Here is a 26,145-nt window from a genome sequence, read left to right as displayed (position 1 = left end):
GGTGATATCAATGGATTATGCTAAGAAAGGTGATTGGGTAAGAATACACAGCATTGTACTGACTCCTGATCAAAGAGCAGCACAGGTTCCAGAAGACACAAAGAGAGTTCCTCTTGAAATGTGGACTAAAGGTTTTCTGATTGCTGATGAGGCAAAGATTGGAGATACCGTAACTGTAGAGACCTATATAGGAAGAAAAGCATCTGGAAATCTTATAGAAATCAATCCTTATTTTGAACATGACTTTGGAAAATGCATACCAGAATTATTGTACATAGGCAGACAGTTAAGAGGTATTCTCGAAGGTGGTGAAAGAATTGAATAATGATATAAGCTACGATGCAGTCATGGCGAGAAAAAAGGACATTATGAAACAAGCTGTAGGTATAGATTATGATGAATTTGAAACAGGTGGAATAGCCTTTGACTATGAAAGAATGATGCGAGAGACAGGATACTCCTTGCAGGAGATGCAGGAAATACAAAGAGAAACAGGAGTAGGAAACACTCCAATTCTTGAGCTTAAAAACCTTACAAAGCTTGCCAGGCAATTAGCTCCTAAGGGTAAGGGAGCTAGAATATTTATAAAGGACGAGGCTTCAAATCCATCTGGTAGCTTTAAGGCAAGAAGGGCGGCAATAAGTGTTTATCATGCAAAAAAACTTGGATACAAGGGTGTAATTGCTGCTACAAGTGGTAACTACGGAGCTGGAGTAGCTAGTCAAGCTGCCATGAGAGGACTTAAATGCATCATAGTTCAAGAATGCTATGATTCAAGGGGAATAGGGCAGCCCGAGATAATTGAAAAAGCAAGAAAATGTGAAGCATTAGGAGCAGAAGTAGCTCAATTGTCCGTAGGACCTGAACTCTTCTATACATTCTTAAGAATGCTAGAGGATACAGGATATTTTAATGCTTCATTGTATACTCCTTTTGGAATTGCTGGTGTTGAAACCTTAGGCTATGAAATAGCTATGCAGTTTAGGGAAAGAGAAGGAAGAGACCCTGATGTAGTAGTCGCAACGAATGCAGGGGGAGGTAATTTGACAGGAACTGCTAGAGGACTTATAAAAGCAGGTGCATTAAATACTCAAATAGTTGGCGCTAGTGTAAACTTAAAGGGACTTCATATGGCAAGTGATAAGCAGTTTAATAGAAAATCATTTACTACTGGACATACTGGTTTTGGAATACCTTTTGCTACTTGGCCAGATCGTTCAGATGTACCTAGGTCAGCAGGCAGACCACTTAGATACCTAGATAGATATGTGACAGTGAACCAAGGAGAAGTATTCTATATAACTGAGGCTTTAGCTCAGATAGAAGGCATAGAAAGAGGACCAGCAGGAAATACATCCTTGGCGGCAGCTTTTTCAATTGCTCAAGAGCTGGACCAAGATAAAATAGTATTAGTACAAGAAACTGAATATACTGGTGCAGGTAAGCACATACAGCCTCAGCTTACTTTTGCGAGGGAAAATGGGATTCAGATTATTATAGGAAATCCTGAAGAAGAAATTCCTGGTGAGAATATTATATTGCCAGAGCATCCAGGTTTAATAAAAGCAAAGGATATAGATTTAAACAAGCTAAGAAAATCCTATATTAAAAACTGTATAGATATAACCAATGTGACTTCCTTCACAAACGAAGATGTCAAATTTTTAGCTGAAGATAGTAAATCAAATACTGAATTTGTTATCGATACATTAAAGGAACTAGGAATAAGAGTATAATTTGGGGGTGTGAGCATGAAAAGAAAAGATGATTTTGAAATCAGAAGGCAGCATTTAAAAGATTTATCAGAGGAGCAGCTAGAAGCGAGATTTTGGGAGTTGGCAGAAAAAATTGTTGATCCACTGATAGACTTGGCTTATAAGCAAACAAGTCCTTCAATTGAAAGATCAGTTTTATTAAGAATGGGTTTTTCAAGCTTAGAGGCTACTGCTATTGTTGACGGAGCCATAGATAGAGGATTATTAGGTAGGGGAGCTGGTCATTTAGTATATAGATTGTCTAAGGATTATAATTTGAGTGTTAGAGAAGCAGGATTGAAACTAGTAGAAGGACAGATGTGGGACGAAGTCATGAAAATATTTGCAGGAGGTGAGAATTAATGAAATTGAAGCCTAATGAAAAATTAGATATAGCAAATATATTAGAGAATCTTGAAAGCTATAGACCTAGAAGAAGAGGCTGGCATTGGAGAGACGGAATAGGACAGAAAAGAGATATAGGAAAGTTTCAATATTATGATACATCAGAAAATCTAGAGCAAAGTCAGCCTTTACCATCAGCACACTATTTTGATGATATTGATCCACAGCCAGATTCAGTTATTACCACTGAAATTGCATCAGGGAGATTCGAAGATGATATTAGAAGAATGAGAATGGCTGCATGGCATGGAGCGGATCATCTAATGGTTATTAGAACTGCTGGCCAAAGCCATTTTGATGGTCTAATCGAGGGAACTCCCCAAGGTATAGGCGGTATACCTATTACTAGAAAACAAGTTAGAGCACAAAGAAAGGCTCTTGATCTAATAGAAGACGAAGTCGGAAGGCCAATTAATTATCACTCCTATGTAAGTGGAGTAGCAGGTCCAGAAATAGCAGTTATGTTTGCTGAGGAAGGAGTAAATGGAGCTCATCAGGATCCGCAATATAATGTTTTGTATAGAAACATTAATATGATTAGATCCTTTGTAGATGCGGCAGTGGCAAAAAAAGTCATGACCTGGGCGGATATGGCTCAGATTGATGGTGCTCACAATGCAAATGCAACAGCTAGAGAAGCGTGGAAGGTAATGCCAGAGCTTATGGTACAGCATGCTATTAACTCTATGTATTCTGTAAAGATAGGAATGAGAAAAGAAAACATATGTCTTTCAACTGTACCGCCAACAGCACCACCAGCTCCTTGTATGAGAATTGACTTGCCTTATGCAGTTGCCCTAAGGGAGTTATTTAAGGAATACAAAATGAGAGCTCAACAAAATACTAAATATATGGGATCTTCAACAAGAGAAGCTACTGTAACACATACTCTTAATCTCTTAATTTCAAAGCTTACAAGAGCAGATATCCAATCTACCATTACTCCAGATGAGGGAAGAAATGTTCCATGGCATATATACAATATAGAAGGAACGAATACTGCAAAGCAAGCTTTAATAGGTATGGACGGACTTACAGAAATGGTTGAAATAAAAAGAAATAGTGGTGAATTGGCAGATAAGGTTAGAGAACTAAAAGAAAGAGCCATATTATTTATGGAAGAAATGCTTGAGGTAGGTGGATACTTTAGAGCAGTAGAAGAAGGATTTTTTGTTGACTCGGGATATTATCCTGAAAGAAATGGTGATGGTATTGTTAGAAAAATCGATGGAGGTATAGGTGTAGGAACTGTATATGAAAGAGAAAATGACTATATGGCTCCAGTTACTGCCCATTTTGGATATAACAATGTGCAGCAATACGATGCAAATGCAGTAGGTAATCCGTCAGCTCTTATTGGAGGATGCACCTTTGAAGAACCAGATAAGATAGTATACATTGATGAATTAGATGAAACTGATAACGTAAATGTTAGGATGGAAGAAACAAGAGAACTAAGAGAAACTACAAAGATAAAGCCTGAAATGGAGTGGCAAGGCGATGGAATAATTCAGATAACATTATTCCTCCCAACTGACGAAAGAACAGCTGAATTTGCTGCTATTGAAATAGGCAAAAATCTAGGGCTTGAGGATGTGGAAGTAATTCATAAGGAAGTGCTTCAAGCAGCAGAAGGTACTAGGATTGAACTAAAAGGAAAGGTGCCATTTACAATAGATACAAGTACACTCGTAATTCCGCCAAAGCCAGAGATTATGTCAGATGATGAAATAAGAGAAGAAATAGAAAGATGTCCAATGAAAATAGTAGCAGGAACAGTGGGAGAGGATGAACACTCTGTAGGCTTAAGAGAAATAATTGATATTAAACATGGGGGAATAGAAGGCTACGGAATAGAATGTCATTATCTTGGAACTTCAGTACCAGTTGAAAAGCTAATAGATGCGGCCATAGAATTAAATGCAGATGCAATACTTGCTTCAACAATAATTAGTCATGATGATATTCATTATAAAAATATGAAACGTATCCATGAGCTTTGTGTAGAAAAAGGTATTAGAGATAGAATTATTTTAGCTTGCGGGGGAACTCAGGTATCTAATGAGCTAGCAGTAGAGCAGGGAGTGGATGTGGGATTTGGAAGAGGTACAAAAGGAGTTCATGTAGCTACCTTCCTCGTTAAAAAAAGAAGGGAAATATTAAATGAAAATTAATGTACTAGTGGCTGAAATAGGTAGTACAACTACAGTAGTGAATGCTTTTAATGGGATATATGACAACTGCCCTGTATTTGTGGGGCAGGGTCAAGCTCCTACAACTGTAGGAAATGGAGATGTAAATATAGGACTTAGAATGGCAATTAAAGATTTAAGTGAAAATCTGGGGATAGAAGATTATATGCGGTATGATGAGTTAATGTCTACTAGTAGTGCTGCTGGGGGATTAAGGATGACTGTTCATGGTCTAGTATATGACATGACAGTAAGAGCGGCAAAGGAAGGTGCTCTAGGTGCAGGTGCAAACCTTCATATGATAACAGCTGGTAAGATGAGAAAAACAGACTTAAATAAACTTATAGAAATAAATCCTAATATTATTTTAATTGCTGGAGGAGTAGACTATGGTGAACGAGATACTGCTCTTTACAATGCCGAATTAATTAGCCAATTAAATTTAGAGATTCCTGTAATATATGCCGGAAATGTAGAAAATCAAGAAGAGATTAGGGAAATATTTAAAGATACAAAAGCGCAGCTATACATAGTAGAAAATGTCTATCCTAAAATTGACCAGTTAAATATTGAGCCAACAAGAAAAATCATTCAAGAAGTGTTTGAAGAGCATATTATACATGCACCGGGAATGGGTAAAGTAAGAGAAATGGTAAAAGGACCAATTATGCCAACACCAGGAGCAGTTATGTTGGGGGCAAAACTGTTAAAAGAAGAACTGGGAGATGTTCTTGTTATAGATGTTGGTGGTGCTACAACTGATATTCATTCTGTCACAGAAGGCAGTGATGAAGTAAATAGATTATTAATAAGTCCTGAGCCAATTTCAAAAAGAACGGTAGAAGGAGATTTAGGGGTATATGTAAATTTAAAGAATATAGTAGATAGAATTGGATTAGATGACTTGGCATATAAACTCAACATTGGTACGGAGGAATTAGCTATGTTGGTTAAAAGCCATAAACCTATACCAGCTTCGGATATTGAAAAGAGATTCATTGAAGAATTAACCCTTGAAGCAGTGATAACAGCAGTAAAAAGACATGCGGGGAAGTTTAGATATCTGTACGGTCCTAATGGCAAAAAAACAATTGCAGAAGGTAAGGATTTAACAAATATTAGATATATAGTTGGTACTGGGGGAGCACTAACTAGACTGCCTAATAGAGTGGAGATTATGAAACGTATTGCATCAAGCAATAAAGGCAATGAGCTACTGCCAAATAAAGAAGCACAAATATTGGTTGACAATAATTATATTATGGCGTCTTTAGGGGTGTTGTCAGAAAAATATCCAGAAGCTGCAACAAAGCTTCTAAAAAATAGCCTAGGCATAGATTAGGGCTGGTTTTCATGCCAGCCCTAAATATTGTTTATCTAGAATATTAGGAATTTATACTGTTGTTACAAATATATAAGGAGGGATGAAATGTATCCGAGGGTAGAAATATCTTTAGATAAAATAAGACATAATGCAGAAAAATTAATAGCTCTTTGCAATGACAGCGGAATCAATGTAGCTGCTGTAACTAAAGTTTTTTGTGGAATGCCAGAAATAGCAAAGGTTTTAGTAGAGTCTGGAGCTTCAATTCTTGCAGATTCTAGGATTGAAAACTTAAAACGGATGCAATCGATAGATATTCCAAAGCTACTGCTTAGGCTTCCGATGATTAGCCAAGCTTCAGAAGTAGTGAAATTTGCAGATATATCTTTGAATTCCGAATTAGATACAATAAAAGCACTTTCAAAAAAAGCCATTGAAAAATCCATAGTCCATAATGTCATTTTGATGATAGATCTAGGAGATTTAAGAGAGGGCATTATTGATGAAAAAGAAATCTTTCAGAATGTAGGAGAAATCTTAAAGCTAGAAGGCATAAATTTAATCGGCATAGGAACTAATCTCACATGCTATGGCGGAGTAATACCTAAACAAGAAAATCTAAACCATTTAATAAATATAAAAAAGGAAATAGAAAAGAAATTTTCCATAAGGCTTGAAATCGTATCTGGTGGAAATTCAAGCAGCCTGCATCTTCTCCAATGTGGAGAAGGTATTCCTAAAGGCATAAATCAGCTTAGATTAGGCGAATCCATAGTTTTAGGAAGGGAAACTGCATATGGAAATAGAATTCAAGATACGTATGAGGATTGTTTTACACTAATAACAGAGATAGTTGAGATAAAAGAAAAGCCTTCTTTGCCCATTGGTGAAATAGGAATGGATGCTTTTGGCAATAAGCCTGTTTTTCAAGATAGAGGAATAAGAAAAAGAGCTATTTGTGCCATAGGAAAACAAGATGTGAGTACAGATAATATAGTTCCAGAAGATGATAAGATAAGTATTTTAGGAGGCAGTAGTGATCATCTGATTATTGATATTACAGATAGCTCAAGCAGCTATAAGATTGGAGATAGAGTATCTTTTAAATTAAGCTATGGAGGAATTTTAAGCACATTAACCTCTGAATATGTAAAGAAGATATTTGTTTAATAATAAATAGCTTAGTGTTCCTACTTTTATATACAGGTATCTAATTATTTTTCTTTCAATTAGAATAGTATTATAATATAATTAAATTACCAAAGGAGGTAATGCTGGAATGCTAACTACTGAACAAAAACTTTTATGCGCTTTAGCTCATCTTGGTGTATTTGTTGGAATACCAATTATAGCACCGATAATAGCTCTTTTAGTCTCAAATGATAATTTTGTTAAAATGCAAGCAAAAGAGGCTTTGGGTTTTCAAATCATGCTGATTGCTGCTGGTATTATTTCTGGAATATTAGTTATTGTTCTTATCGGGATACCTCTATTGCTAGTGATAGGAATAGTAACTGTAGTTTTCCCAATAATAGCAATAGTAAAAGTAATAGATGGTGTAGATTACTCTTATCCTATTTCAGGTTCTATTATAAGAAAAATGTAAAAATCATACTTCTAAAAAAGTCCTCCTTCATATCTTATATATAAGAGTATATGAAGGAGGACTTTTTTGGAATGAAGAAATAAAGTACGTGGTGATGGAACTTAATCAAGAGATTTAAGACATTTGCGAAGTTATTTTAAGAGTGATAAACTATGATATAATGAATCTTGGCGGAGAAGCGTAAATTATTTAATAAAAAATAATTGAAGAAATGCTTCATAGAAGAGCCAAGATTGATTTTATAGATGCTATAAATGAAGAATAGATTGATTATATAAGAAACTTATTAGAGTAGCTTAGAAATATACAAGAGGTGAAGCATATGGATTTGTTTCAAATTAGTGCTGAGATGAATATGAAAAAATCTGCACCACTTGCAGATAGAATGAGACCAAATACACTTGAAGAATTTACAGGTCAGGATCATATAATAGGGAAGGGAAAGCTTCTTTATAGAGGAATCATAGCTGATAAGCTAAGCTCTATTATTTTCTATGGCCCGCCTGGAACAGGTAAAACAACTTTGGCAAAAATAATTGCTAATTCTACTAAGAAATATTTTGAACAGCTAAATGCTGTAACATCAGGTATAAAGGATATTAGAGAGGTTATAGAAAGAAGCAAGGAAAGACTTGGCATGTATAACAAAAGGACAATTCTTTTTATTGATGAAATACATAGGTTTAACAAAAGCCAACAGGATGCTCTTTTACCATATGTTGAAAACGGAACACTGATACTCATAGGCGCAACAACAGAAAACCCTTTTTTTGAAGTAAATAAGGCACTTATTTCAAGGTCTATGGTTTTTAAGCTTGAACCTTTGAAAAATGAACATATCAAGATGATTTTAGATAATGCAATCAAGGATAGAGATAAAGGCTTGGGGGAATTTAACATTGAAATTAATAATGACGCTCTTGAACATTTGGTCAATGCTTGTAATGGAGATGCAAGAATTGCATTAAATGGATTAGAACTAGGAGTATTAACTACACCTCCAGATGAAAATGGCATTATTAAAATTACCTTAAGCGTAATAGAAGAGTGCATACAAAAAAGAGCAATTAGGTACGAAAAAAATGGTGATGAGCATTATGATATTATTTCAGCCTTCATAAAGAGTATGAGAGGCTCAGACCCTGATGCGACTCTATACTGGCTTGCTAAAATGATATATGCAGGGGAAGATCCTAAGTTTATTGCAAGAAGAATAATAATATGTGCTTCAGAAGATGTGGGCAATGCTGACCCTCAAGCCCTTACTTTAGCAGTATCAGCTTTTCAGGCTGTAAATACTATAGGTATGCCTGAAGGTAGAATTCCACTTGCACAAGCTGCAGTATATGTTTCCTGTGCACCAAAAAGCAATGCATGTTATGTGGGAATAGATAGGGCTTTAGGCGATATTGAAAAAGGGGTAATGGGTCAGGTGCCCACATACCTTAGAGACTCTACTTCAAGAAAAATGGAGGAAAAATATATATTAAATAAAGATGAAAAAAGTAAGGATTATTTATATCCCCATGACTATCCTAATGGTTTTACCCAGCAGCAATATTTACCTAATGAGCTAGTAGGAGTCAGTTATTACAGACCTACAGAAAATGGATATGAGAAGATTATTAAGGAAAGATTAAAAGACTTACTTGAAAAATAAATTCTACTCTAAGGAACAGATATATTTGTTCCTTATTTATTTTTTTGCAAATCGGAACTTAATAGTCTCAATAGAATAGTATAAATATAGAAAATATTTTTAATTATTTTTGGATTTGATAAAAAGAGGTGAAAAAATGGTAAATGTAAGGGTTGAACACTCAGAAAGTTATAAAGTATTATATGAAAACTCTAATGTAGTACATATATCACAGCAATATAAAAAAGCGTGGAACGGGGAAAGGTGGAGAGAAGAAAAACTTATAGAAAATTGTCCAAATGAAGAGGTAGAAATAATATCTCTAAAATCAGGTGCAATAGCTAAAATTCCAGTAATGCTTGCTGCCTTTACAGTTCAAATTAATATAAATTCTTTAATTGAAATCTCTGAACCTATTCTCCAGATAAAGGAGATAGCAAAGAAAGTAAATATTCATCAATGTAATATAATGCAAGACACCGATGTACTATTTATTAAAGGTTCTGTAAAGAAGAGTATAGAATACTATACAAATACTTCTTCAAACAGCGATAAAACATATGGTGCAGTGCAAACTCTAATTCTAGATATACCATTTAAGTGTACAACTAATATTAAATATAATATAATGGAGCCTCAAGAGATTATAAAGAACACAGCAGAAGAATTCAAATACATCAAAAACAATGAATATTTAAATTTTGATTTAGATGAAAATGAAAATATAGTGTATGATGATTTTAACTATTTCAATCAAATTACCAACGAGTATTATAATGAAGTACCGTACTGTGAAATTACCAGCAGCAAAATAATAGAGTCTGAAAAACTAATAGAAATCAAAACAGAAAATGATAATATCTCTATACAACAGGGAATTTATGCAATTGAAGGAGAAGGAGTTCTCTATGTTGAAATAAGAATTTTACAAAATCGACTGGTTTCTATTCCTATGATGCCTTGAGATGTGGTGCTTGGTCACATTTAGTAAATCAAAAATATATCTAAGGTATTAATCAAGAAATTTATGAGAAAAGTGTAACTAAAAAAACACCCCCGAATACTATGTACTAGGATATGAGACAGAAAGAAAAGTCTCATATTTAGGAATAGTTTTTAAGGAGGTAAACCGATGTCTTATCTAGACAATAATCAATATGGATCAAAGGTAAACTATGGTAAACAAGAAACTTGTAATGTGTGTAAGCCAGGAAAATCAGTGTGCACAGACATCACTTCTACTACGTTAGTTGATGCTGTTAACGCTCCTGTAAACTTAGCACCTATAGTTTCTGGAGTAGTGGCTAAGGTACCTGTTGTTTTAGCAGAGCTTACAGTACAAGTGAATGTAGATTCAATAATTGAACTACCAGAACCAGCTATAGAAATTAAAAATATTAAAAAACATCTAAAGATTACTCAATGTCTATTATTACAAAATACTAACATGCTATTTGTAAAAGGTTTTGTAAGAAAGAATATTGAGTATGCTACACTTGGCTGCTCAAATGTAAAAGGATTATGTGGAGATATTAAGCACTGCACAATAGATGTACCATTTAAATTCACAACACCAGTTAATTTTAATGGAACGGCTCCTGCACCTATTATAAACAGAAGTGAATCAGAATTCGAATACTTTAGAAAACAAGATCTACACGGACCAGAATTCGCAGAAAAAGACAAATTATTATCTGGTGACTTATCTGAATTCAATCAAATATCAACAGAATTCTTCAATGAGCTTCCTTTCTGTGAATTGATCAGCAGTAGAATTGTAGAATTTGATGAGTTCTTATTTCCTGCTAAGCCTCACAGAGCAGAGATTCCATTTGAAGAAAGAATTTTCAAGAATATTGAAGAAAAAATGGTAATATTCATAACATTGAAGATTTTACAAAAGCGTCAAGTAGCTATAGGTGACACAGGAGGCTATTCTTGTTCATCTACTTGTGAATAAGAAAACTCTAAATAATAGATTCTACTATTAAACATCTGGGTTTTATACCCAGATGTTTATTTGTTTTCATTTAAAGACCATATCAGGGATTTTGCTATAGATATCAAGGTACAAAAGCTTTTCATTATTATAATATGATTAACTAATAAAAATGTGCAAATATTTTTTGCGATTTTAGTAAATTGTAAATGACTAAACTTGATTTGCTAGATAATATAAAATCGAATTGAACTGAGGCTTAAAGAATTTGTTAGGGAAGTCAGTTCAGCCGAGGCAGGCTTACAAACTCTAAGTATCATAGCATAATAATTATTATTAACTAGTATAAATAGGTAACTTAATTAGATAAAGTGGGATACTAACTAATATGGAGAAGTACTTATAATACTAAAGATAAAATTTTATAGTAAAATCTTGTATATTAAGTTTTGTAATATTTGGTGAATATTTAAATTTATAATTACAAATAATATTTGACAAAAGATTTGTTAAATATTATAATACTGGTAAATAAAACAAAAAAGACTATGAAGAGAAGAGTAGATATAGAAGGTAGTTATAGAGAGCTGACTATGGTGGAAGGTTGGCACGAAATCTATATTGAAGAACATCTCAGAGTCTCTAACCGAAATCCAAAGAGAGTAGACTTAGACGGAATCGCACCGTTATTAGCGAGCAGTATTGAATAGTACTTTTATAAAGTTGGTCATATAATATGACAATTAGGGTGGTACCGCGAAATATAGCCTTTCGTCCCTTTATGGGAAGGAGGGGCTTTTTTTATTGCTTTAAATTATCTGAAGTTAAAAATAAAATAATTATAAAAATTAATAAAAAGGAGGAAGTATTATGAGTTATACATTAGTAAAAGATATTTATAGACATAAAGAAGAGTACTTAGGAAAAACTCTTAAAGTAGCAGGATGGGTAAGAACTATTAGAAGTTCTAAATCTTTTGGGTTTATCGAAATAAATGATGGTAGCTTTTTCAAAAACATCCAGATAGTATATGATGAAACATTGCCAAGCTTTGAAGAAGTGTCTAAGTATCCAATAAGCTCTGCATTAAAAATTGAAGGAATGTTAGTAGAAACACCTAATGCAAAGCAACCATTTGAAATTAAAGCTGAAAGAATAGAATTAGAAGGATATTCAAGTGTAGACTTTCCACTACAGAAGAAAAGACATAGCATGGAGTATCTAAGAACCATCGCTCATTTGAGACCAAGAAGCAATACTTTTTCAGCAGTATTTAGGGTAAGATCTCTAGCAGCCTATGCAATCCATAAGTTTTTTCAAGAAAGAGGATTTGTCTATGTTCACACACCTATTATTACTGGAAGTGATGCTGAAGGAGCGGGAGAAATGTTTAGAGTTTCCACTCTTGACATGTTAAATGTACCTAAGGATAAAGCTGGAAGGATTGATTATTCACAAGACTTTTTTGGTAAAGAAACAAATTTAACAGTAAGTGGTCAGCTTGAAGCAGAAAGCTATGCTTTAGCATTTAGAAATGTCTATACTTTTGGTCCTACATTTAGGGCAGAAAATTCAAATACTGCAAGACATGCTGCTGAGTTCTGGATGATAGAGCCAGAAATTACTTTTGCGGATTTAACAGATGATATGGAATTAGCTGAAGATATGCTAAAATATATTATAGAATATGTCATGGAAAATGCTCCTGAAGAAATGGAATTTTTCAACTCCTTTATTGACAAAGGATTAATTGAAAGACTTAACAATATAGTGAACTCTGATTTTGGTACTGTTACCTATACGGAAGCAATTGAGATACTAGAAAAAGTTAAAGATAGATTTGAATATCCTGTTTCATGGGGATGTGATCTTCAAACAGAGCACGAAAGATATTTAACTGAGGAAGTGTTTAAGAAGCCTGTATTCGTAACTGACTATCCAAAGGATATAAAAGCCTTCTATATGAGATTAAATGATGATAATAAGACTGTTGCGGCAATGGATTTACTAGTACCTGGTATTGGAGAGATTATAGGAGGAAGTCAAAGAGAAGAAAGACTTGAAGTTTTAGAAAAAAGAATGGAAGAAATGGGACTTGATAGTAAGGATTATTGGTGGTATTTAGATTTAAGAAAATATGGTGGAACTAAACATGCTGGCTTCGGGTTAGGGTTTGAAAGAGCTATTATGTATCTGACAGGAATGAGTAATATCAGAGATGTAATTCCTTTCCCTAGAACAGTAAATTCAGCTGAATTTTAATTTAAGTAATATTATTAATAATGCTAGCTATTTCAATTAGTGACATAGCTAATAGGGATAGATTAACTTAGTTATTTTTAGGAGGAGATAGATATGGGTCTATATAAAGAGTGGTCAGAAACAGCTTATGAAGAAAGAGATCAAAAAGAATATAATAAGTTTTGGGAAGTATATTTAGAGCAAGAAAAAAGCGTATATGCAAGTATATTAGAAGGTAAAAATAATGCTATACAGGGAAAATTAAAAGAGCTTGCTGAAAAGTTTGATTTAGATGCTGTCACATTCACAGGATTTTTAGATGGTATAAATACAAGCTTAGTGAACTCTCTTGATTTAGAAAACCTAGAGGAAGATAGCGAAATAGAGCTAGAAATTGATTTTGAAAAGCTATACTTCAATATGCTTAATGCAAAAGCACCATGGCTTTATGAATTACCTCAATGGGATGATATATTAACTCAAGAAAGAAGGAAAGAGATAACAAAAGAATATAGAAGTTCTAAAACAGTAGTTAAAGATAAAAAAGTTGGCAGAAATGATCCTTGTCCATGCGGAAGCGGGAAAAAATACAAAAAATGTTGTGGACAATAATATGTAAATATATATGTGAAGCTAATATACAAGAGAACTGGGAGGAATTGTAATGGTACAAAGAATAAAAGTAAACTTTGATACAGTAGAGGCAATGCTGTTCTTTTGGCAAGCTACAAATGATAGAGAAAAAGTCACTGAAAAATACTTAAATGATGTTGCAGGTATGGAAGGCTTTGAACTCATATATGATGAAGAATTCGATGGAGAATCAGTGAGAAGAGCCATGAGTGCAGTATCTAATAGAGAACCATTTCAAAGTAAAAACAAGAAGGAAGGAAGATTCTGGAACAATAATCTTTGGATGTTAGAAGACTTAGAATATACTGATGCAATACTGCAGCCAATAAAGAAGTTAAATCTAGATTCAATAGTAGATGAAATAAATTCTGTTAAAGAAAGCAAGGATTACGAGACTATTGAAGTATTTTTTGTACCTTTCCATACAGAAGAGTATGTAATATCTAGCGATAAGCTGATAATAAACTTCTTTAGAGTAAGACCAGATTTTGTTGATGAGAAAACTTATATAGGTGAATTAGAGATTAGTGACTTCATTAAAGAAAAAATTATTGAGCTTTTAAAGTAAAATCTATATTGGACAAAAGTAGTTGTGTATATAATTATAGTATAAATTTAAAAATAAAAGTAGCAAGCCTTAGTTTTGGCTGCTACTTTTTTGATTGAAAACTAGAAATAATTCTGATATACTAAAATAAGCATAAGCTTAGATTATAAACAAAAGTTGGTGATAAATATGACCTTAAGAGAAAAAGAAATACTTTCAATGATAAAGAAAAATCCTATGATAAGTCAGCAGGAAATTGCAGATTATTTAGGCATTACTAGATCTTCTGTAGCAGTTCATATTAGCAATCTGACTAAAAAAGGGTATATCAAAGGAAAAGGGTATGTTTTAAATGAAGAGGCTTATGTGACAGTTATTGGTGGAGCAAATGTTGATATCCAGGGATTTTCTCTATGTAAATTAAAACTAAATGATTCAAACCCAGGAATAGTAAAAGTTTCAGCTGGAGGGGTAGGTAGAAATATAGCAGAGAATTTATCTAGGCTAGGCGCTAAAACAAAATTAATATCAGCTTTTGGTGAAGATTTATATGGTGATAAAATATCCTATGAGTGTAGAAGTGCAGGGATTGATATTGACAATTGCCTTGTCTTGAAAAACCTGCCATCTTCCTCTTATTTATCTGTATTAGATGAAAATGGAGATATGAAGGTGGCAATTTCAGATATGGATATCATTGATTATCTGAATATTGATTTTATAAAAGCAAAAGCTCATATTATTGAAAACTCGTCTGCCATAGTAATAGACACCAATTTATCACAGGATTTAATTGAATATCTCTTAAGTAATTTTAGATACAAGGACTTTTTCATAGATACAGTATCCACTGCGAAAGCTAATAAGGTTAAAGATTTGATCGGTTATTTCCATACAATTAAGCCAAATATCTATGAAACTGAAGAGCTAACAGGTATTAAAATAATTGACAATAAAGATATTGAAAAGGCTGCAGAAATATTGTTGAATAAAGGATTGAAAAGAATATTTATCACTTTAGGTGAAAGAGGAGTATTTTATAAAGATGAATATACTCAAAAATATGTAAGCTCTCCAAATGTAAAAGTGGTAAATGCTACTGGTGCAGGAGATGCATTTATGGCTGGACTAGTCTACAGCTACATTAATGATATGAAAATAGATGATGCAATACATTTTTCTATGTATGCGGCAGAGATGGCTTTAAGTCATGAAAACACAATAAATCCAAACATATCAGCTGAAAATATATTTAAGAAAATGAGGAGTGAATAATATGTTAAGCGAATATTTATCAATAAAACCAGAAATTGAAGAAGCACTTAATAATGGGCTTCCAGTAGTTGCACTAGAATCAACTATTATTTCTCATGGTATGCCTTATCCTGAAAATATAAAGACTGCAAGGGAAGTTGAAAGAATAGTAAGAGAAAATGGAGCAGTTCCAGCGACTATTGCAATATTAAAAGGAAAACTGACAGTTGGATTAGATGAGAAGGAATTAGAGATATTAGGAAATAGTAAGGATGTAGTAAAAGCTAGTAGAAGGGATTTGCCTTTTATTATTGCAAAAGAAATGAATGGTGCTACTACTGTAGCAGCTACCATGATAATTGCAGCTATGGCTGGAATAAAAGTATTTGCCACAGGTGGAATTGGTGGTGTTCATAGACAGGCTCAGGAGACCTTTGATATTTCTGCTGATTTACAAGAACTAGCCAATACTGATGTAGCGGTAGTATGTGCAGGAGCAAAATCCATATTAGATATCGGGCTTACACTGGAATATCTAGAAACACAGGGAGTACCAGTTATAGGTTTTGGAACTGATGAATTTCCAGCATTTTATACTAGAAAAAGTGGTTTCAAGACAGATTATAGAGTAGATTCTGAGACTGAGTTAGCTAGAGCATTGAAGGCTAAATGGGATATAGGTTTAAAAGGTGGCTTAGTTATTGGTAATCCAATACCCTATGAATATGAAATGGACTATAACAACATAAACAATGCAATAAATGAAGCTCTAGTAGAGGCTGAAAATAATGGGATAAAAGGCAAAGAAGCAACTCCTTTTTTACTTTCAAAGGTAAAGGATATAACTAAGGGTAAAAGCTTAGAATCAAATATACAATTGGTTTATAACAATGCTAGATTAGCAGCTAAATTGGCATTGGAGCTAAGTAGATTATAACATTCAATGTATTTTAGCCGATAAAGATTAATTGAAAAACTAACTTAGACTTTGTAAAATTAAATTAGACTGCAATGTAAAAAGGGGCCTAATTTAGTTTTGCAATTAAATCAATTAAGTCAAATAAAAGAATTTCAAATTTCTATTGACATATTTCGATATTTAGTCCATAATGATTTAAAAGTGAATACTTAATAGGTAGAGGTGCAGTATTTATTAGTAATATAGCAGAGGTAAGCACAATGAAGCTATATGAAAGGAGATATTGCCGAAACGTACAGCTGATGCTTTAAGGCTGTATAGTTGGTTTTGCATAGAATATATGCAGAACTGTCACAAAGCTATTTGTGGAGAGCTATCATTCAAATTTAACACATGCTGTATTTTTTGTGTGTATAAAACTCTGAGTGAAAGCCCAGAGTTTTTTTATTTTATGATGGACTCTTCTCCAAGACATTTCGCTTTACACAAAAATAAGGAGGAGATTTAAATGAAAAGAATTTTATCATTTGTAGCAATTTTTTTATCAGCAGTTATTTTGTTAACAGGATGTGGTTCTGGCAATAATTCAGGAGATGCAAATGTACCATCAGAGACAGGAGAAGAAACATTTAGAGTAGGACTTGAAGCAGGATATGCGCCATTTAACTGGACTCAAATGGATGCTTCTAATGGTGGAGTAAAAATTGATGGAAACTCAGAATATGCAGGTGGATATGATGTTGAAATTGCAAAGAAAATTGCTGAGGGATTAGGAAGAAAACTAGTAATTGTAAAAACTGAATGGGGTGGTCTTTTACCAGCTTTAACCTCAGGGAAAATAGATGCAATCATAGCTGGTATGTCACCAACAGCAGAACGTGCAGAGTCAATCGATTTTTCGGATAATTATTATAAATCAGATTTAGTTATGGTTGTTAAAAAAGGCAGTAAATATGAAGAAGCTACTTCTATACAAGATTTTAAAGGAGCCAAGGTAACAGCTCAATTAAATACTTTTCACTACACAGTAATAGATCAGATTCAAGGTGTTATAAAGGAAACAGCTATGGATGACTTTCCAGCTATGAGGGTTGCCCTTGAATCAGGAATAATTGATGGATATGTTTCTGAACGTCCAGAAGGAATTAGTGCAACAGCCGCTAATGAAAACTTTACATTTGTAGAATTTGAAGATGGATTTGTTACATCAGATGAGGATACAGCTATTGCTGTAGGCGTTGTAAAGGGCAGTAAGTTAACTGAAAAAATTAATGAAATTTTATCAGACATATCAGAGGAAGAACGTCAAAGTATTATGGATAATGCTATTAAAAATCAACCAGCAGTTCAATAGTTTTGTTATGAAACTGACTTAATTTAAAATAGTCAGTTTCATAATTTTATTAGAGGAGGTAAGTAAATGAGCTTTGAAACTGTAGTTAAAATTGCTGTAAAGAATTGGCCAATGTTTGTTCGAGGTGCTGGTATGACACTTCTAATTTCAATTATAGGTACTATTGCAGGCCTTATCATAGGCTTGATAGTAGGAATCATAAGAACCATACCAGTTCCTGATAAAGGAGCAAGGAGAACAAGTCTTAAAATAGTTAATACTATACTTTCTATGTATATAGAATTTTTCCGTGGTACACCGATGATAGTGCAAGCTATGGTAGTTTATTATGGTTCCGCACAGGCCTTTGGCATACAAATGGATAGAGTTGTAGCGGCTATATTCATAGTTTCCATAAATACTGGGGCCTATATGTCAGAAATAGTTCGTGGCGGTATTGTTTCAATTGACAGAGGACAGTTTGAAGCAGCTCAAGCTATTGGTATGAATCATGTTCAAACTATGACTAATGTAATCCTGCCACAGGTAATTCGCAATATTTTGCCAGCAACAGGCAACGAGTTTGTTATTAATATAAAGGATACTTCAGTACTGAATGTAATTTCTGTAACAGAATTGTACTTCCAGACAAAATCAATTGCAGGCAGTAGCTTTAAGTTTTTTGAACCATTTTTTGTGGCAAGCATTATTTATCTAGTAATGACTTTTACAGTTACAAGGATATTACGTTTAATCGAAAGAAAAATGGATGGACCTGCTGATTATATTATGGCAGGCAATCAGATGCAGGTGGCAAGACCAGAGGATATAATACGCAAGAAACAGGGTAATAGAGAGATTAAATACTAGAGGAGGGGAAAATATGAAGAAAGTAATCGATATACAACATTTAAGCAAATCCTTTGGAGCTCATGAAGTATTAAAAGATATTGATTTTTCAGTAAACAAAGGAGAGGTAGTATGCATAATCGGTTCATCTGGATCTGGTAAATCAACTCTGCTTCGTTGTGTTAATCTTCTAGAAAAGCCAAGTAGTGGCCAAATTATATATAATGGAGAAAATATCTTAGATGATAATCATAATGTATATGAATATAGGACAAAATTAGGTATGGTGTTTCAGCAGTTTAATCTGTTTAACAATCATGATGTGTTAAGCAACTGTGTAATAGGACAGATAAAAGTCCTTAAACGTTCCAGAGAAGAAGCTGAAAGGGTGGCCATGAAGTATTTAAGGATTGTTGGAATGGACAAATACATTAATGCAAAGCCTAAGCAGTTATCAGGCGGGCAAAAACAACGTGTTGCAATTGCCAGAGCACTTTCTATGGAACCAGAAGTTATCTTATTTGACGAGCCAACATCTGCTCTTGACCCAGAAATGGTAGACGAGGTACTTAAGGTTATGAAGGAGCTTGCCGAATCAGGCCTTACCATGCTAATAGTAACTCATGAAATGGAATTTGCAAAGGATGTATCTGACCGTGTGGTATTTATGGATAAGGGAGTTATTGCGGAAGAGGGCAATCCTGAACTAATTTTCAATAATCCAACTCAAGAACGAACTAAGGAATTTTTACAGCGCTATTTAAAAAGGATGTAATTTTTTATGATATAGACTCACCTTGTGTATAGGTATTATATATGAGATGAGTCTATATTTTTTACTGGTTTACATAATTTGTTCATTGAAATCTCTTAAATATTTTTATAATGTATATGAAGGAGGGATTCTATGAAAAATAAAAAAATGTTAATAATCACCATTCCAGCAATAATAGCTATTGTCTTATCAATATTTTTATTCAAGCCAGATGAGGGACAAGCTGAGATTAGTAAATATAATATGACGTACTTATACTTTGGAGATGCAAATAATCAAATGAGCTTAGTTGAGAAGACTAATGGTTCTTTAAGTGTAATCTCTCCAAATTATTTCAATATCAACAGCGATGGCAGTTTATTGTTGACTAGTTTGCTAAGTGCTGAATTTGTTAAAAGTATGCATGCTCAAAATATAAAGGTGGTTCCTTTTATAAGCAATCATTGGGATAGAGAATTAGGGAGAGCGGCATTAACAAATAGAGAGAGGCTAGCCGATGAGATCGTAGCAGCAATAAAAAAATATGATCTTGATGGAATTAATGTAGATATTGAAAATGTAACTGAAGCTGACAGAGCAAACTATACAGACTTTGTTAGAATCTTAAGAAGCAAGCTTCCTAAAGGAAAAGAATTGTCAGTAGCGGTAGCAGCAAATCCTCGAGGATTTACTACGGGCTGGCATGGTTCATACGATTATGAGGCATTAGCTAAATATAGTGATTATCTGATGCTTATGGCTTACGATGAGAGTTATTATGGCAGCAAACCAGGACCTGTAGCCAGCAAATCATTTGTAGAGAATTCAATAAAATATGTATTAAATAGGGTTAGTCCAGAAAAAATAGTTTTAGGCATCCCATTTTTCGGAAGATACTGGAATGATAATGAATCAGTAGGTGGTGATGGTATAAGCTTAGCTAAAGCTGATTCAGTAATAAAGCACTATAAGGGTAAGGTATACTTTGATAAGACTACTATGTCTCCATATGCTACTTTTTCAATAGGTGTAAATGACACAAAATTATTAGTTAATGGAAAAGCCTTGTCTCCAGGAAATTATACAATGTGGTTTGAAAATGAAGATTCTATAAAGGACAAGCTTCAGTTAGTTCATAAATATAATTTAAAAGGCACTGGTAGTTGGTCTTTGGGGCAAGAGCTGCCTAGTACCTGGGATTATTATAAGCTTTGGCTTAATAGCAAGTACTTTACAGATGTTGAGAATAGTTGGGCAAAAAATGATATACTTTCAATAGTTGGTATGGGCTGGATGAAAGGAACTTCCAATGTGAATTTTTCACCTAATGAAACTATTACTAGAGCACAAGCAGCTGCTACTTTAGTTCGTGCATTAGGATTGGAAGAAATCAATGCTACCAATGGAGATAAATTTACTGATGTTTCTTCAACTCATTGGGCAAATAAAGAAATCCAAATAGCAGCTAAGAAAGGTATTTTTGCGGGTGTGGGCAATAAAAAGTTTGCTCCTGAAGAACCTGTTACTAGAGAGCAAATGGCAACTTTATTAAGCAGAATTACAAATTATCATAAGAATACTACAGATTATAAAAATCCTTTTATTGATGTAAAGGCGGGCTGGTCCTATGATTCAATTATGCAGATGAATCGTGCAGGTGTTTTTGTTGGATTTGAGGACAAGACATTTAGACCTAAGGTAAGGATGTCAAGAGCAGAAATGGCTGCAGTATTAAATAGGGTAAAGGATTCTATTGACTTTAATTAAAAAAATTATCCGCAAATTAGAGCAGAGGCACTTCTGCTCTTTTTTATTTTCTAGGAAAACTAATAGTATAATATATTTGGTTAAAAATAGTTAAGATGGTTATTATAATATAAAAAAAGTGTAACAATTATTAATATTAAAGTTTAGCGAAGAATGTGATATAATAATCAAGGAGTTTCAAAATGGTTTTTAAGTCAAATTACGGGGGTGGAAGCGTGAAAAAAATTTTAGTGACTGGTGCTTTAGGTCAGATAGGTACTGAATTAGTTATGTATTTAAGAAAAAACTATGGTGAAGCTAATGTAATCGCCAGCAGTAGAAGTAAAAAAGCAGGAGCAGAACAGCTAATAGAGTCTGGTTTATTTGAGATTGTTGATGTAACTAATGCTCAACAAGTAGCTGATGTAGTGAAAAAACATAACATTGATACTGTTATCCATCTAGCTGCTGTATTATCTGCAGTTGGTGAAAAAAATCCGTCTCTTACTTGGGAAATCAACATGGGTGGATTATTTAATGTTCTAGAGGTAGCAAGAGAAACAGGAGTTTCTGTATTTACACCTAGTTCCATTGCAGCATTTGGACCATCTACTCCAGCAGACAACACTCCACAAGACACACTTCAAAGACCTACCACTATGTATGGCGTGACGAAAGTTTCAGGTGAACTTTTATGCGACTATTATTATCAAAAATATGGTGTTGATACTAGGGGAGTTAGATTCCCTGGATTAATTTCCTATGAAGCTTTGCCAGGCGGCGGGACAACAGATTATGCAGTACACATTTACTATGATGCAATAGAAAAAGGAAAATATACAAGCTTTATAGGAGAAGGTACTTACATGGATATGATGTATATGCCTGATGCTATAAATGCTATCGTTCAGCTTGCTGAAGCAGATCCAGCAAAATTAGTACATAGAAATGCGTTTAACGTAACAGCTATGAGCTTTGCTCCTGAGCACATCTATGCAGAGATTAAAAAACATATTCCTAATTTTGTGATGGATTATGACGTTGATCCAATAAGACAAAACATTGCTAATTCATGGCCTAACTCATTAGATGATAGTGCAGCTCGTAAAGAATGGGGATGGAGCCCAAAATACAATTTAGCAACAATGACTAATGATATGTTGGAGAAATTAAGAATAAAGCTAGGGAAATAATTGAATAGTAAATAGTTATAATTCAAATCTACCCTATGAGTGGACAAAAAAGTTACTCATAGGGTATTTTTATGTGCTTTAATAGTAAAATTTTTTTAAAAAATCAGCTTTCTTTTACATAAAAATACATAAAAATGCAATAATCATTAAATGAAATTTGATGTATGTCGCTATTTGACTATTGCCCAGGTAATAGAAGAATTATAAGTGACATAAAATAAGCTAATTCATATAATAAAATAATATAACTTTAATCAATTTGCTTACATAATGATATTCATTAGGGATTTATGGAGGTGTGTAAATGAAGGGAGTAATACTATGCGGCGGATTAGGAACTAGATTAAGACCTATTACTTATACTTTACCCAAACAACTTATACCTGTTTCAAATAGACCTGTTATTTTTTATATTCTAGATTCCCTTGTAGAAGCAAATATAACTGAAATAGGTATATTTATAAAAGATGATGAAGATATTTTCAAAAATACTCTTAAGGAATATGAAAATAAAAACTTATCCTATGAATTCATTCATCAATCTCAACCCTTAGGACTTGCAGATGCAGTTGCTATGTCTGAGAATTTTGTAAAAGATGATGATTTCATTGTAGTACTTGGAGATAATTTTTACGAGTTTGATTTAAAAAAACTAATTGACGATTACTATAATTCATCTAGTAATTGCAGTATTCTTCTTCATGAGGTAGATGAGCCCCAAAATTTTGGAATTGCTGAGATAAAAGAGGATCAAGTATTAGCTATAGAGGAGAAGCCTAAAAATCCAAAGACTAATTTAGCTATTGCAGGAGTTTATATCTTTGATAAAAACATATTTAAGGGTTGTAAGGAAATAGGTCCTTCATGGAGAGGAGAATATGAAATTACTGACAGTATAAAATGGCTTTTAAACAATGACTATAAAGTAACATATAATATTTCAGAGTCCCTGTGGTTAGATTTAGAGACTTCAAAAGATATATTACACGTTAATCAACATATTCTAAGTAGACTAAAAAATAATATCAAAGGATTAATTAATGAAAAAAGCACAATAACTGGGAATATATCTCTTGGAGAAAATTCCAAGATATACAATAGCATCATAAGAGGTCCTGTAATTGTTGGAAACAATACAATTATTGAAAATAGTTATATTGGACCGTATACTTCGATTATGAATAATGTAAAAATAATAGACTCTCAGATAGAAAATAGCATTATATTGGATAAATGCTTTATATCACGAATTAGTAATACTATTGATTCTAGTATTATTGAAAAAAATTGTAATATTATTTCTCAAGGTTCTTGTAGGAAAATTAACTCCTTTATCTTAGGTAAAGATAGTAGCCTAATACTATATTGACAGACCTCGAAGGGATTATAGGGAGATGGTAATGATAACTTTTAAAAAACATCTCCCGTTAGAAATTAAATCCCTACCTCTTTTTTTATTGAATTATATTAGAACTTCGCTATTAGTAACCTTAATGAGCAGATTATATAGGCAGGATCTTAGTTCTGTCTGCATAGGATATATAATCTGTTGTTCTCATAATAGGCTTACAAAATCTCTCTAGCAAAAACCTGTCGCTTACCTTCCAAGTATGGGATGCCCTGGATTTTCGTCTGATATAAACATGATGATACATGTTAGAGGAGTAGATTCTGATTCCTTTTCTTATGCAACTTTTACAAAACTGTGTATCTTCTCCAATTGAGACATTTGCAAAGCTTACTTTTTTAAATACACTTTTTTTAAACATAAGTGTGGAGCCATTAACAAAACCAACATATCTATTATCACTATTTGGATCCCTAATTGCTAGTAATTGTGACTGTTGAAAATAAACTAAATGGGAGGCTTTACCAATTACTTCCGCCCCTGTTTGCTCAAAGGCTTCAACTGAGTTTAAAAGATATTTAGAACCATAGTAGTCATCATCATCAAATTTTGCAATTATATTGTATTTTGAGATATTTACTGCAAAATTCAAACAGTAGCCTAAGGATATTTTCTCGTCCATCCTATGAATTTTCACATGATTGTAGGACTTCGCTTTAGATTTATATTTATCTATATTCAAGCTGTTTTTATTTAATACGATTATCAATTCTTTATTTTTAAAAATTTGTCTATTATAATTTTCGAAAATATTATCAATAAACAACTCATTATTTGTAACAGTAATCACTGAAAAACCTTGTTTCTCTCGTTTAGTAATGCTTTTTTTCATAGTTTTTTTTGTTTTTTTAATAGTCTTATTTACTGGATTCTTAGGTTTATAGTACTCAAGCTTAGTAGGCATGGAATCTCTATACTCCTTTTAATTTTTTTGAAGAATTATATTAAAGATATATATCTATACTTTTCACTTAATTTATTTTATTCTAATGAATTCTGTTTTGCTATAAGTCTTTTTCATTAGAACACATGGTGTGAGAATACATATAATTATTATGAGCATAAATATTAAGCTAGTATTTAGTACAAGGTGGGATATAATTGAATAGTGAAATAATAACAAATCCAGTAAATAAATCTATTGCAGATGTTTTAAAAAGGAAGTTAGAAATAAAAGGAAGTAATAAAAAAGATAGATTTTCAATAGTTTTAGTTACTAATGAGTATCCAACTGATGAGAGAAGAACACCAGGAGGAGGAATTGGTACAGTCTATTATGAATTAGCCAATGGTCTTGTAAGCATTGGTCATGATGTTAGCGTAATTACCTTAACTAGAATAAAGGAAACCAGCTATTTTGAAAATGGAGTTCATATATATAAAATTTTCCCAATGTATTATCAACCAGAAGAACATATAAAACTTAAGAGAGCTACACTTAAATCATTATATTGGAGTAAGGCTGTATCAAAAAAGCTATTTTCGTTTTTAAATGAAAAAAAAATTGATATTATCCAATTTCCAGAGTTAGATGGGCAAGCGTATTGTTTCTTAAAGGATGTAAAAGAACAATTAGCAAGCAATTATAATGAAAATAATTTCAGAACTTTAATAAGGCTTCATAGCTTTACTAAATATTATAAAAAAATGAAAGATACTCTTTCATTAGTGGAATATCAAAGGTTAGAATTAGAAAAAATCGCACTTCAAAACTGTGATTTAGTTATTTCGTCATGCAATGCAACTGCTGAAGCAGCTAAGAAGATTATGATGATAAATAATTTAAAATATGAAATAATTCCAAACTCAATTGATTCTGGTTTCTTTAAACCTAAAAAGAGAAAAAACAAAGCAGATAATGAGGGGAAATTTGTATTTGGCTATGTTGGTAAGCTAAGATATGCAAAGGGAGTAGATAATATAATAAATGCTTTTTCGGTTATTGCTGCGGAAAATGATAAAGTAGAGTTATTTCTAATAGGTAGAGAACGTGACTATGCATATAGTTTAATTAGCTGCTTAGAAGAGAACATAAAGGAAAGAATTAAAATAATAGGACAAATTCCAAGAGAAGAATTAGTTGAATATTATCAGAAATTTGATTGCTTTATTCTTGCTTCTAGGTATGAAAGCTTTCCGAATACTCTTTTAGAGGCAATGTCTTGCGGTATACCTGTTATAGCAAGTAATGTAGGCTGTGTTAATGAGATTATTGGAGGTAGCTCTAATATTATTTTTAATCCTGAAGATATTGAGCAATTAATTAAAGCAATGAATACAATGCTGAGAAAACCTCATATCAGAGAAAAAACTGGCTTCTATAACAGAAAAAGTGTTGAATTAAATTACTCAAGAAAAATTATAGCTAAAAGATATATAAAATTATATAAAAAAATGTTAAAAAGATAA

General features: G+C 32.9%; 23 protein-coding genes, 1 riboswitch and 1 other annotated feature. Of the genes, 22 read left to right on the top strand and 1 reads right to left on the bottom strand.

Annotation, left to right across the window (positions count from 1 at the left end; genetic code table 11):
- Positions 1-10: 10 nt before the first annotated feature.
- From ortA to QO263_RS13755, 21 genes are all read left to right on the top strand, one after another.
- Positions 11-325 carry a 2-amino-4-oxopentanoate thiolase subunit OrtA gene (gene ortA, locus QO263_RS13855; protein WP_285622620.1) on the top strand — a complete coding sequence of 105 codons (315 nt, stop codon included), beginning with the start codon at positions 11-13 and terminating at the stop codon, positions 323-325.
- On the top strand, positions 309-1,736 hold the full coding sequence (ortB, locus tag QO263_RS13850) for a 2-amino-4-oxopentanoate thiolase subunit OrtB (RefSeq protein WP_502928723.1): 1,428 nt from the start codon (positions 309-311) through the stop codon (positions 1,734-1,736). Before ortA ends, ortB begins: the two co-directional genes overlap by 17 nt.
- A 15-nt stretch (positions 1,737-1,751) precedes the next feature.
- Positions 1,752-2,117: an ornithine aminomutase subunit alpha gene (locus QO263_RS13845; RefSeq protein ID WP_285622615.1), complete on the top strand. Its 366-nt coding sequence runs from the start codon at positions 1,752-1,754 to the stop codon at positions 2,115-2,117.
- Positions 2,117-4,333 carry a D-ornithine 4,5-aminomutase subunit OraE gene (gene oraE / locus QO263_RS13840; RefSeq protein ID WP_285622613.1) on the top strand — a complete coding sequence of 739 codons (2,217 nt, stop codon included), beginning with the start codon at positions 2,117-2,119 and terminating at the stop codon, positions 4,331-4,333. The genes QO263_RS13845 and oraE overlap by 1 nt, the downstream gene beginning before the upstream one ends.
- Entirely contained in the window at positions 4,323-5,693 is a 1,371-nt protein-coding gene (locus tag QO263_RS13835) for a GlmL-related ornithine degradation protein (RefSeq protein ID WP_285622610.1), read from the top strand. Before oraE ends, QO263_RS13835 begins: the two co-directional genes overlap by 11 nt.
- An 87-nt stretch (positions 5,694-5,780) precedes the next feature.
- Positions 5,781-6,845 (top strand): ornithine racemase Orr, encoded by a 1,065-nt coding sequence (gene orr / locus QO263_RS13830; protein ID WP_285622608.1) that lies wholly within the window; start codon positions 5,781-5,783, stop codon positions 6,843-6,845.
- A 109-nt stretch (positions 6,846-6,954) separates the two neighbouring features.
- Positions 6,955-7,281, top strand: a complete 327-nt coding sequence (locus tag QO263_RS13825) for a DUF4870 domain-containing protein (RefSeq protein WP_285622606.1) — start codon at positions 6,955-6,957, stop codon at positions 7,279-7,281.
- 322 nt (positions 7,282-7,603) lie between these two features.
- On the top strand, positions 7,604-8,941 hold the full coding sequence (locus tag QO263_RS13820) for a replication-associated recombination protein A (protein ID WP_285622602.1): 1,338 nt from the start codon (positions 7,604-7,606) through the stop codon (positions 8,939-8,941).
- A gap of 136 nt (positions 8,942-9,077) precedes the next feature.
- A complete protein-coding gene (locus QO263_RS13815) occupies positions 9,078-9,884 on the top strand; it encodes a CsxC family protein (RefSeq protein ID WP_285622597.1) in 807 nt (268 codons plus the stop codon).
- 168 nt (positions 9,885-10,052) lie between these two features.
- Positions 10,053-10,880: a CsxC family protein gene (locus QO263_RS13810; protein ID WP_285622594.1), complete on the top strand. Its 828-nt coding sequence runs from the start codon at positions 10,053-10,055 to the stop codon at positions 10,878-10,880.
- Positions 10,881-11,398: 518 nt separating this feature from the next.
- Positions 11,399-11,641, top strand: a binding site (T-box leader).
- A gap of 88 nt (positions 11,642-11,729) precedes the next feature.
- The gene (gene asnS / locus QO263_RS13805; RefSeq protein ID WP_285622591.1) at positions 11,730-13,121 is read left to right on the top strand and encodes an asparagine--tRNA ligase; all 1,392 of its coding nucleotides are present in this window, start codon (positions 11,730-11,732) and stop codon (positions 13,119-13,121) included.
- Between the two features lie 93 nt (positions 13,122-13,214).
- Positions 13,215-13,712 carry an SEC-C metal-binding domain-containing protein gene (locus QO263_RS13800; RefSeq protein WP_285622588.1) on the top strand — a complete coding sequence of 166 codons (498 nt, stop codon included), beginning with the start codon at positions 13,215-13,217 and terminating at the stop codon, positions 13,710-13,712.
- A gap of 52 nt (positions 13,713-13,764) precedes the next feature.
- A complete protein-coding gene (locus tag QO263_RS13795) occupies positions 13,765-14,301 on the top strand; it encodes a TDE2712 family protein (RefSeq protein ID WP_285622585.1) in 537 nt (178 codons plus the stop codon).
- 168 nt (positions 14,302-14,469) lie between these two features.
- Entirely contained in the window at positions 14,470-15,555 is a 1,086-nt protein-coding gene (locus QO263_RS13790) for a PfkB family carbohydrate kinase (protein ID WP_285622583.1), read from the top strand.
- Between the two features lies 1 nt (position 15,556).
- Complete coding sequence (locus QO263_RS13785) at positions 15,557-16,471, top strand: pseudouridine-5'-phosphate glycosidase (RefSeq protein WP_285622580.1); 915 nt, start codon at positions 15,557-15,559, stop codon at positions 16,469-16,471.
- A gap of 191 nt (positions 16,472-16,662) precedes the next feature.
- Positions 16,663-16,837: riboswitch (Lysine riboswitch) on the top strand.
- A gap of 124 nt (positions 16,838-16,961) precedes the next feature.
- The gene (locus QO263_RS13780) at positions 16,962-17,807 is read left to right on the top strand and encodes a transporter substrate-binding domain-containing protein (RefSeq protein WP_285622577.1); all 846 of its coding nucleotides are present in this window, start codon (positions 16,962-16,964) and stop codon (positions 17,805-17,807) included.
- 66 nt (positions 17,808-17,873) lie between these two features.
- Positions 17,874-18,656 carry an amino acid ABC transporter permease gene (locus QO263_RS13775; protein ID WP_285622575.1) on the top strand — a complete coding sequence of 261 codons (783 nt, stop codon included), beginning with the start codon at positions 17,874-17,876 and terminating at the stop codon, positions 18,654-18,656.
- Positions 18,657-18,669: 13 nt separating this feature from the next.
- Positions 18,670-19,410: an amino acid ABC transporter ATP-binding protein gene (locus QO263_RS13770; RefSeq protein WP_285622573.1), complete on the top strand. Its 741-nt coding sequence runs from the start codon at positions 18,670-18,672 to the stop codon at positions 19,408-19,410.
- Positions 19,411-19,542: 132 nt separating this feature from the next.
- A complete protein-coding gene (locus tag QO263_RS13765; protein ID WP_285622572.1) occupies positions 19,543-21,156 on the top strand; it encodes an S-layer homology domain-containing protein in 1,614 nt (537 codons plus the stop codon).
- Positions 21,157-21,371: 215 nt separating this feature from the next.
- On the top strand, positions 21,372-22,328 hold the full coding sequence (locus QO263_RS13760) for an L-threonine 3-dehydrogenase (protein ID WP_285622571.1): 957 nt from the start codon (positions 21,372-21,374) through the stop codon (positions 22,326-22,328).
- 304 nt (positions 22,329-22,632) lie between these two features.
- Positions 22,633-23,697, top strand: coding sequence for a glucose-1-phosphate thymidylyltransferase (locus QO263_RS13755; protein ID WP_285622569.1), 1,065 nt, complete (start codon positions 22,633-22,635; stop codon positions 23,695-23,697).
- Between the two features lie 133 nt (positions 23,698-23,830).
- On the opposite strand, the gene QO263_RS13750 is transcribed toward QO263_RS13755, so the two are convergent.
- Positions 23,831-24,640, bottom strand: coding sequence for a glycosyltransferase family 2 protein (locus QO263_RS13750; RefSeq protein WP_285622567.1), 810 nt, complete (start codon positions 24,638-24,640; stop codon positions 23,831-23,833).
- Positions 24,641-24,837: 197 nt separating this feature from the next.
- On the opposite strand from QO263_RS13750, the gene QO263_RS13745 reads away from it, so the two are divergent.
- On the top strand, positions 24,838-26,145 hold the full coding sequence (locus tag QO263_RS13745; protein WP_285622562.1) for a glycosyltransferase family 4 protein: 1,308 nt from the start codon (positions 24,838-24,840) through the stop codon (positions 26,143-26,145).

The sequence above is a fragment of the Proteiniborus sp. MB09-C3 genome (assembly GCF_030263895.1).
In the GTDB taxonomy this organism is placed as follows: domain Bacteria; phylum Bacillota; class Clostridia; order Tissierellales; family Proteiniboraceae; genus Proteiniborus.
Note: the sequence above shows the minus strand (reverse complement) of the source record. Positions and strands in the feature narration are given on the sequence as shown.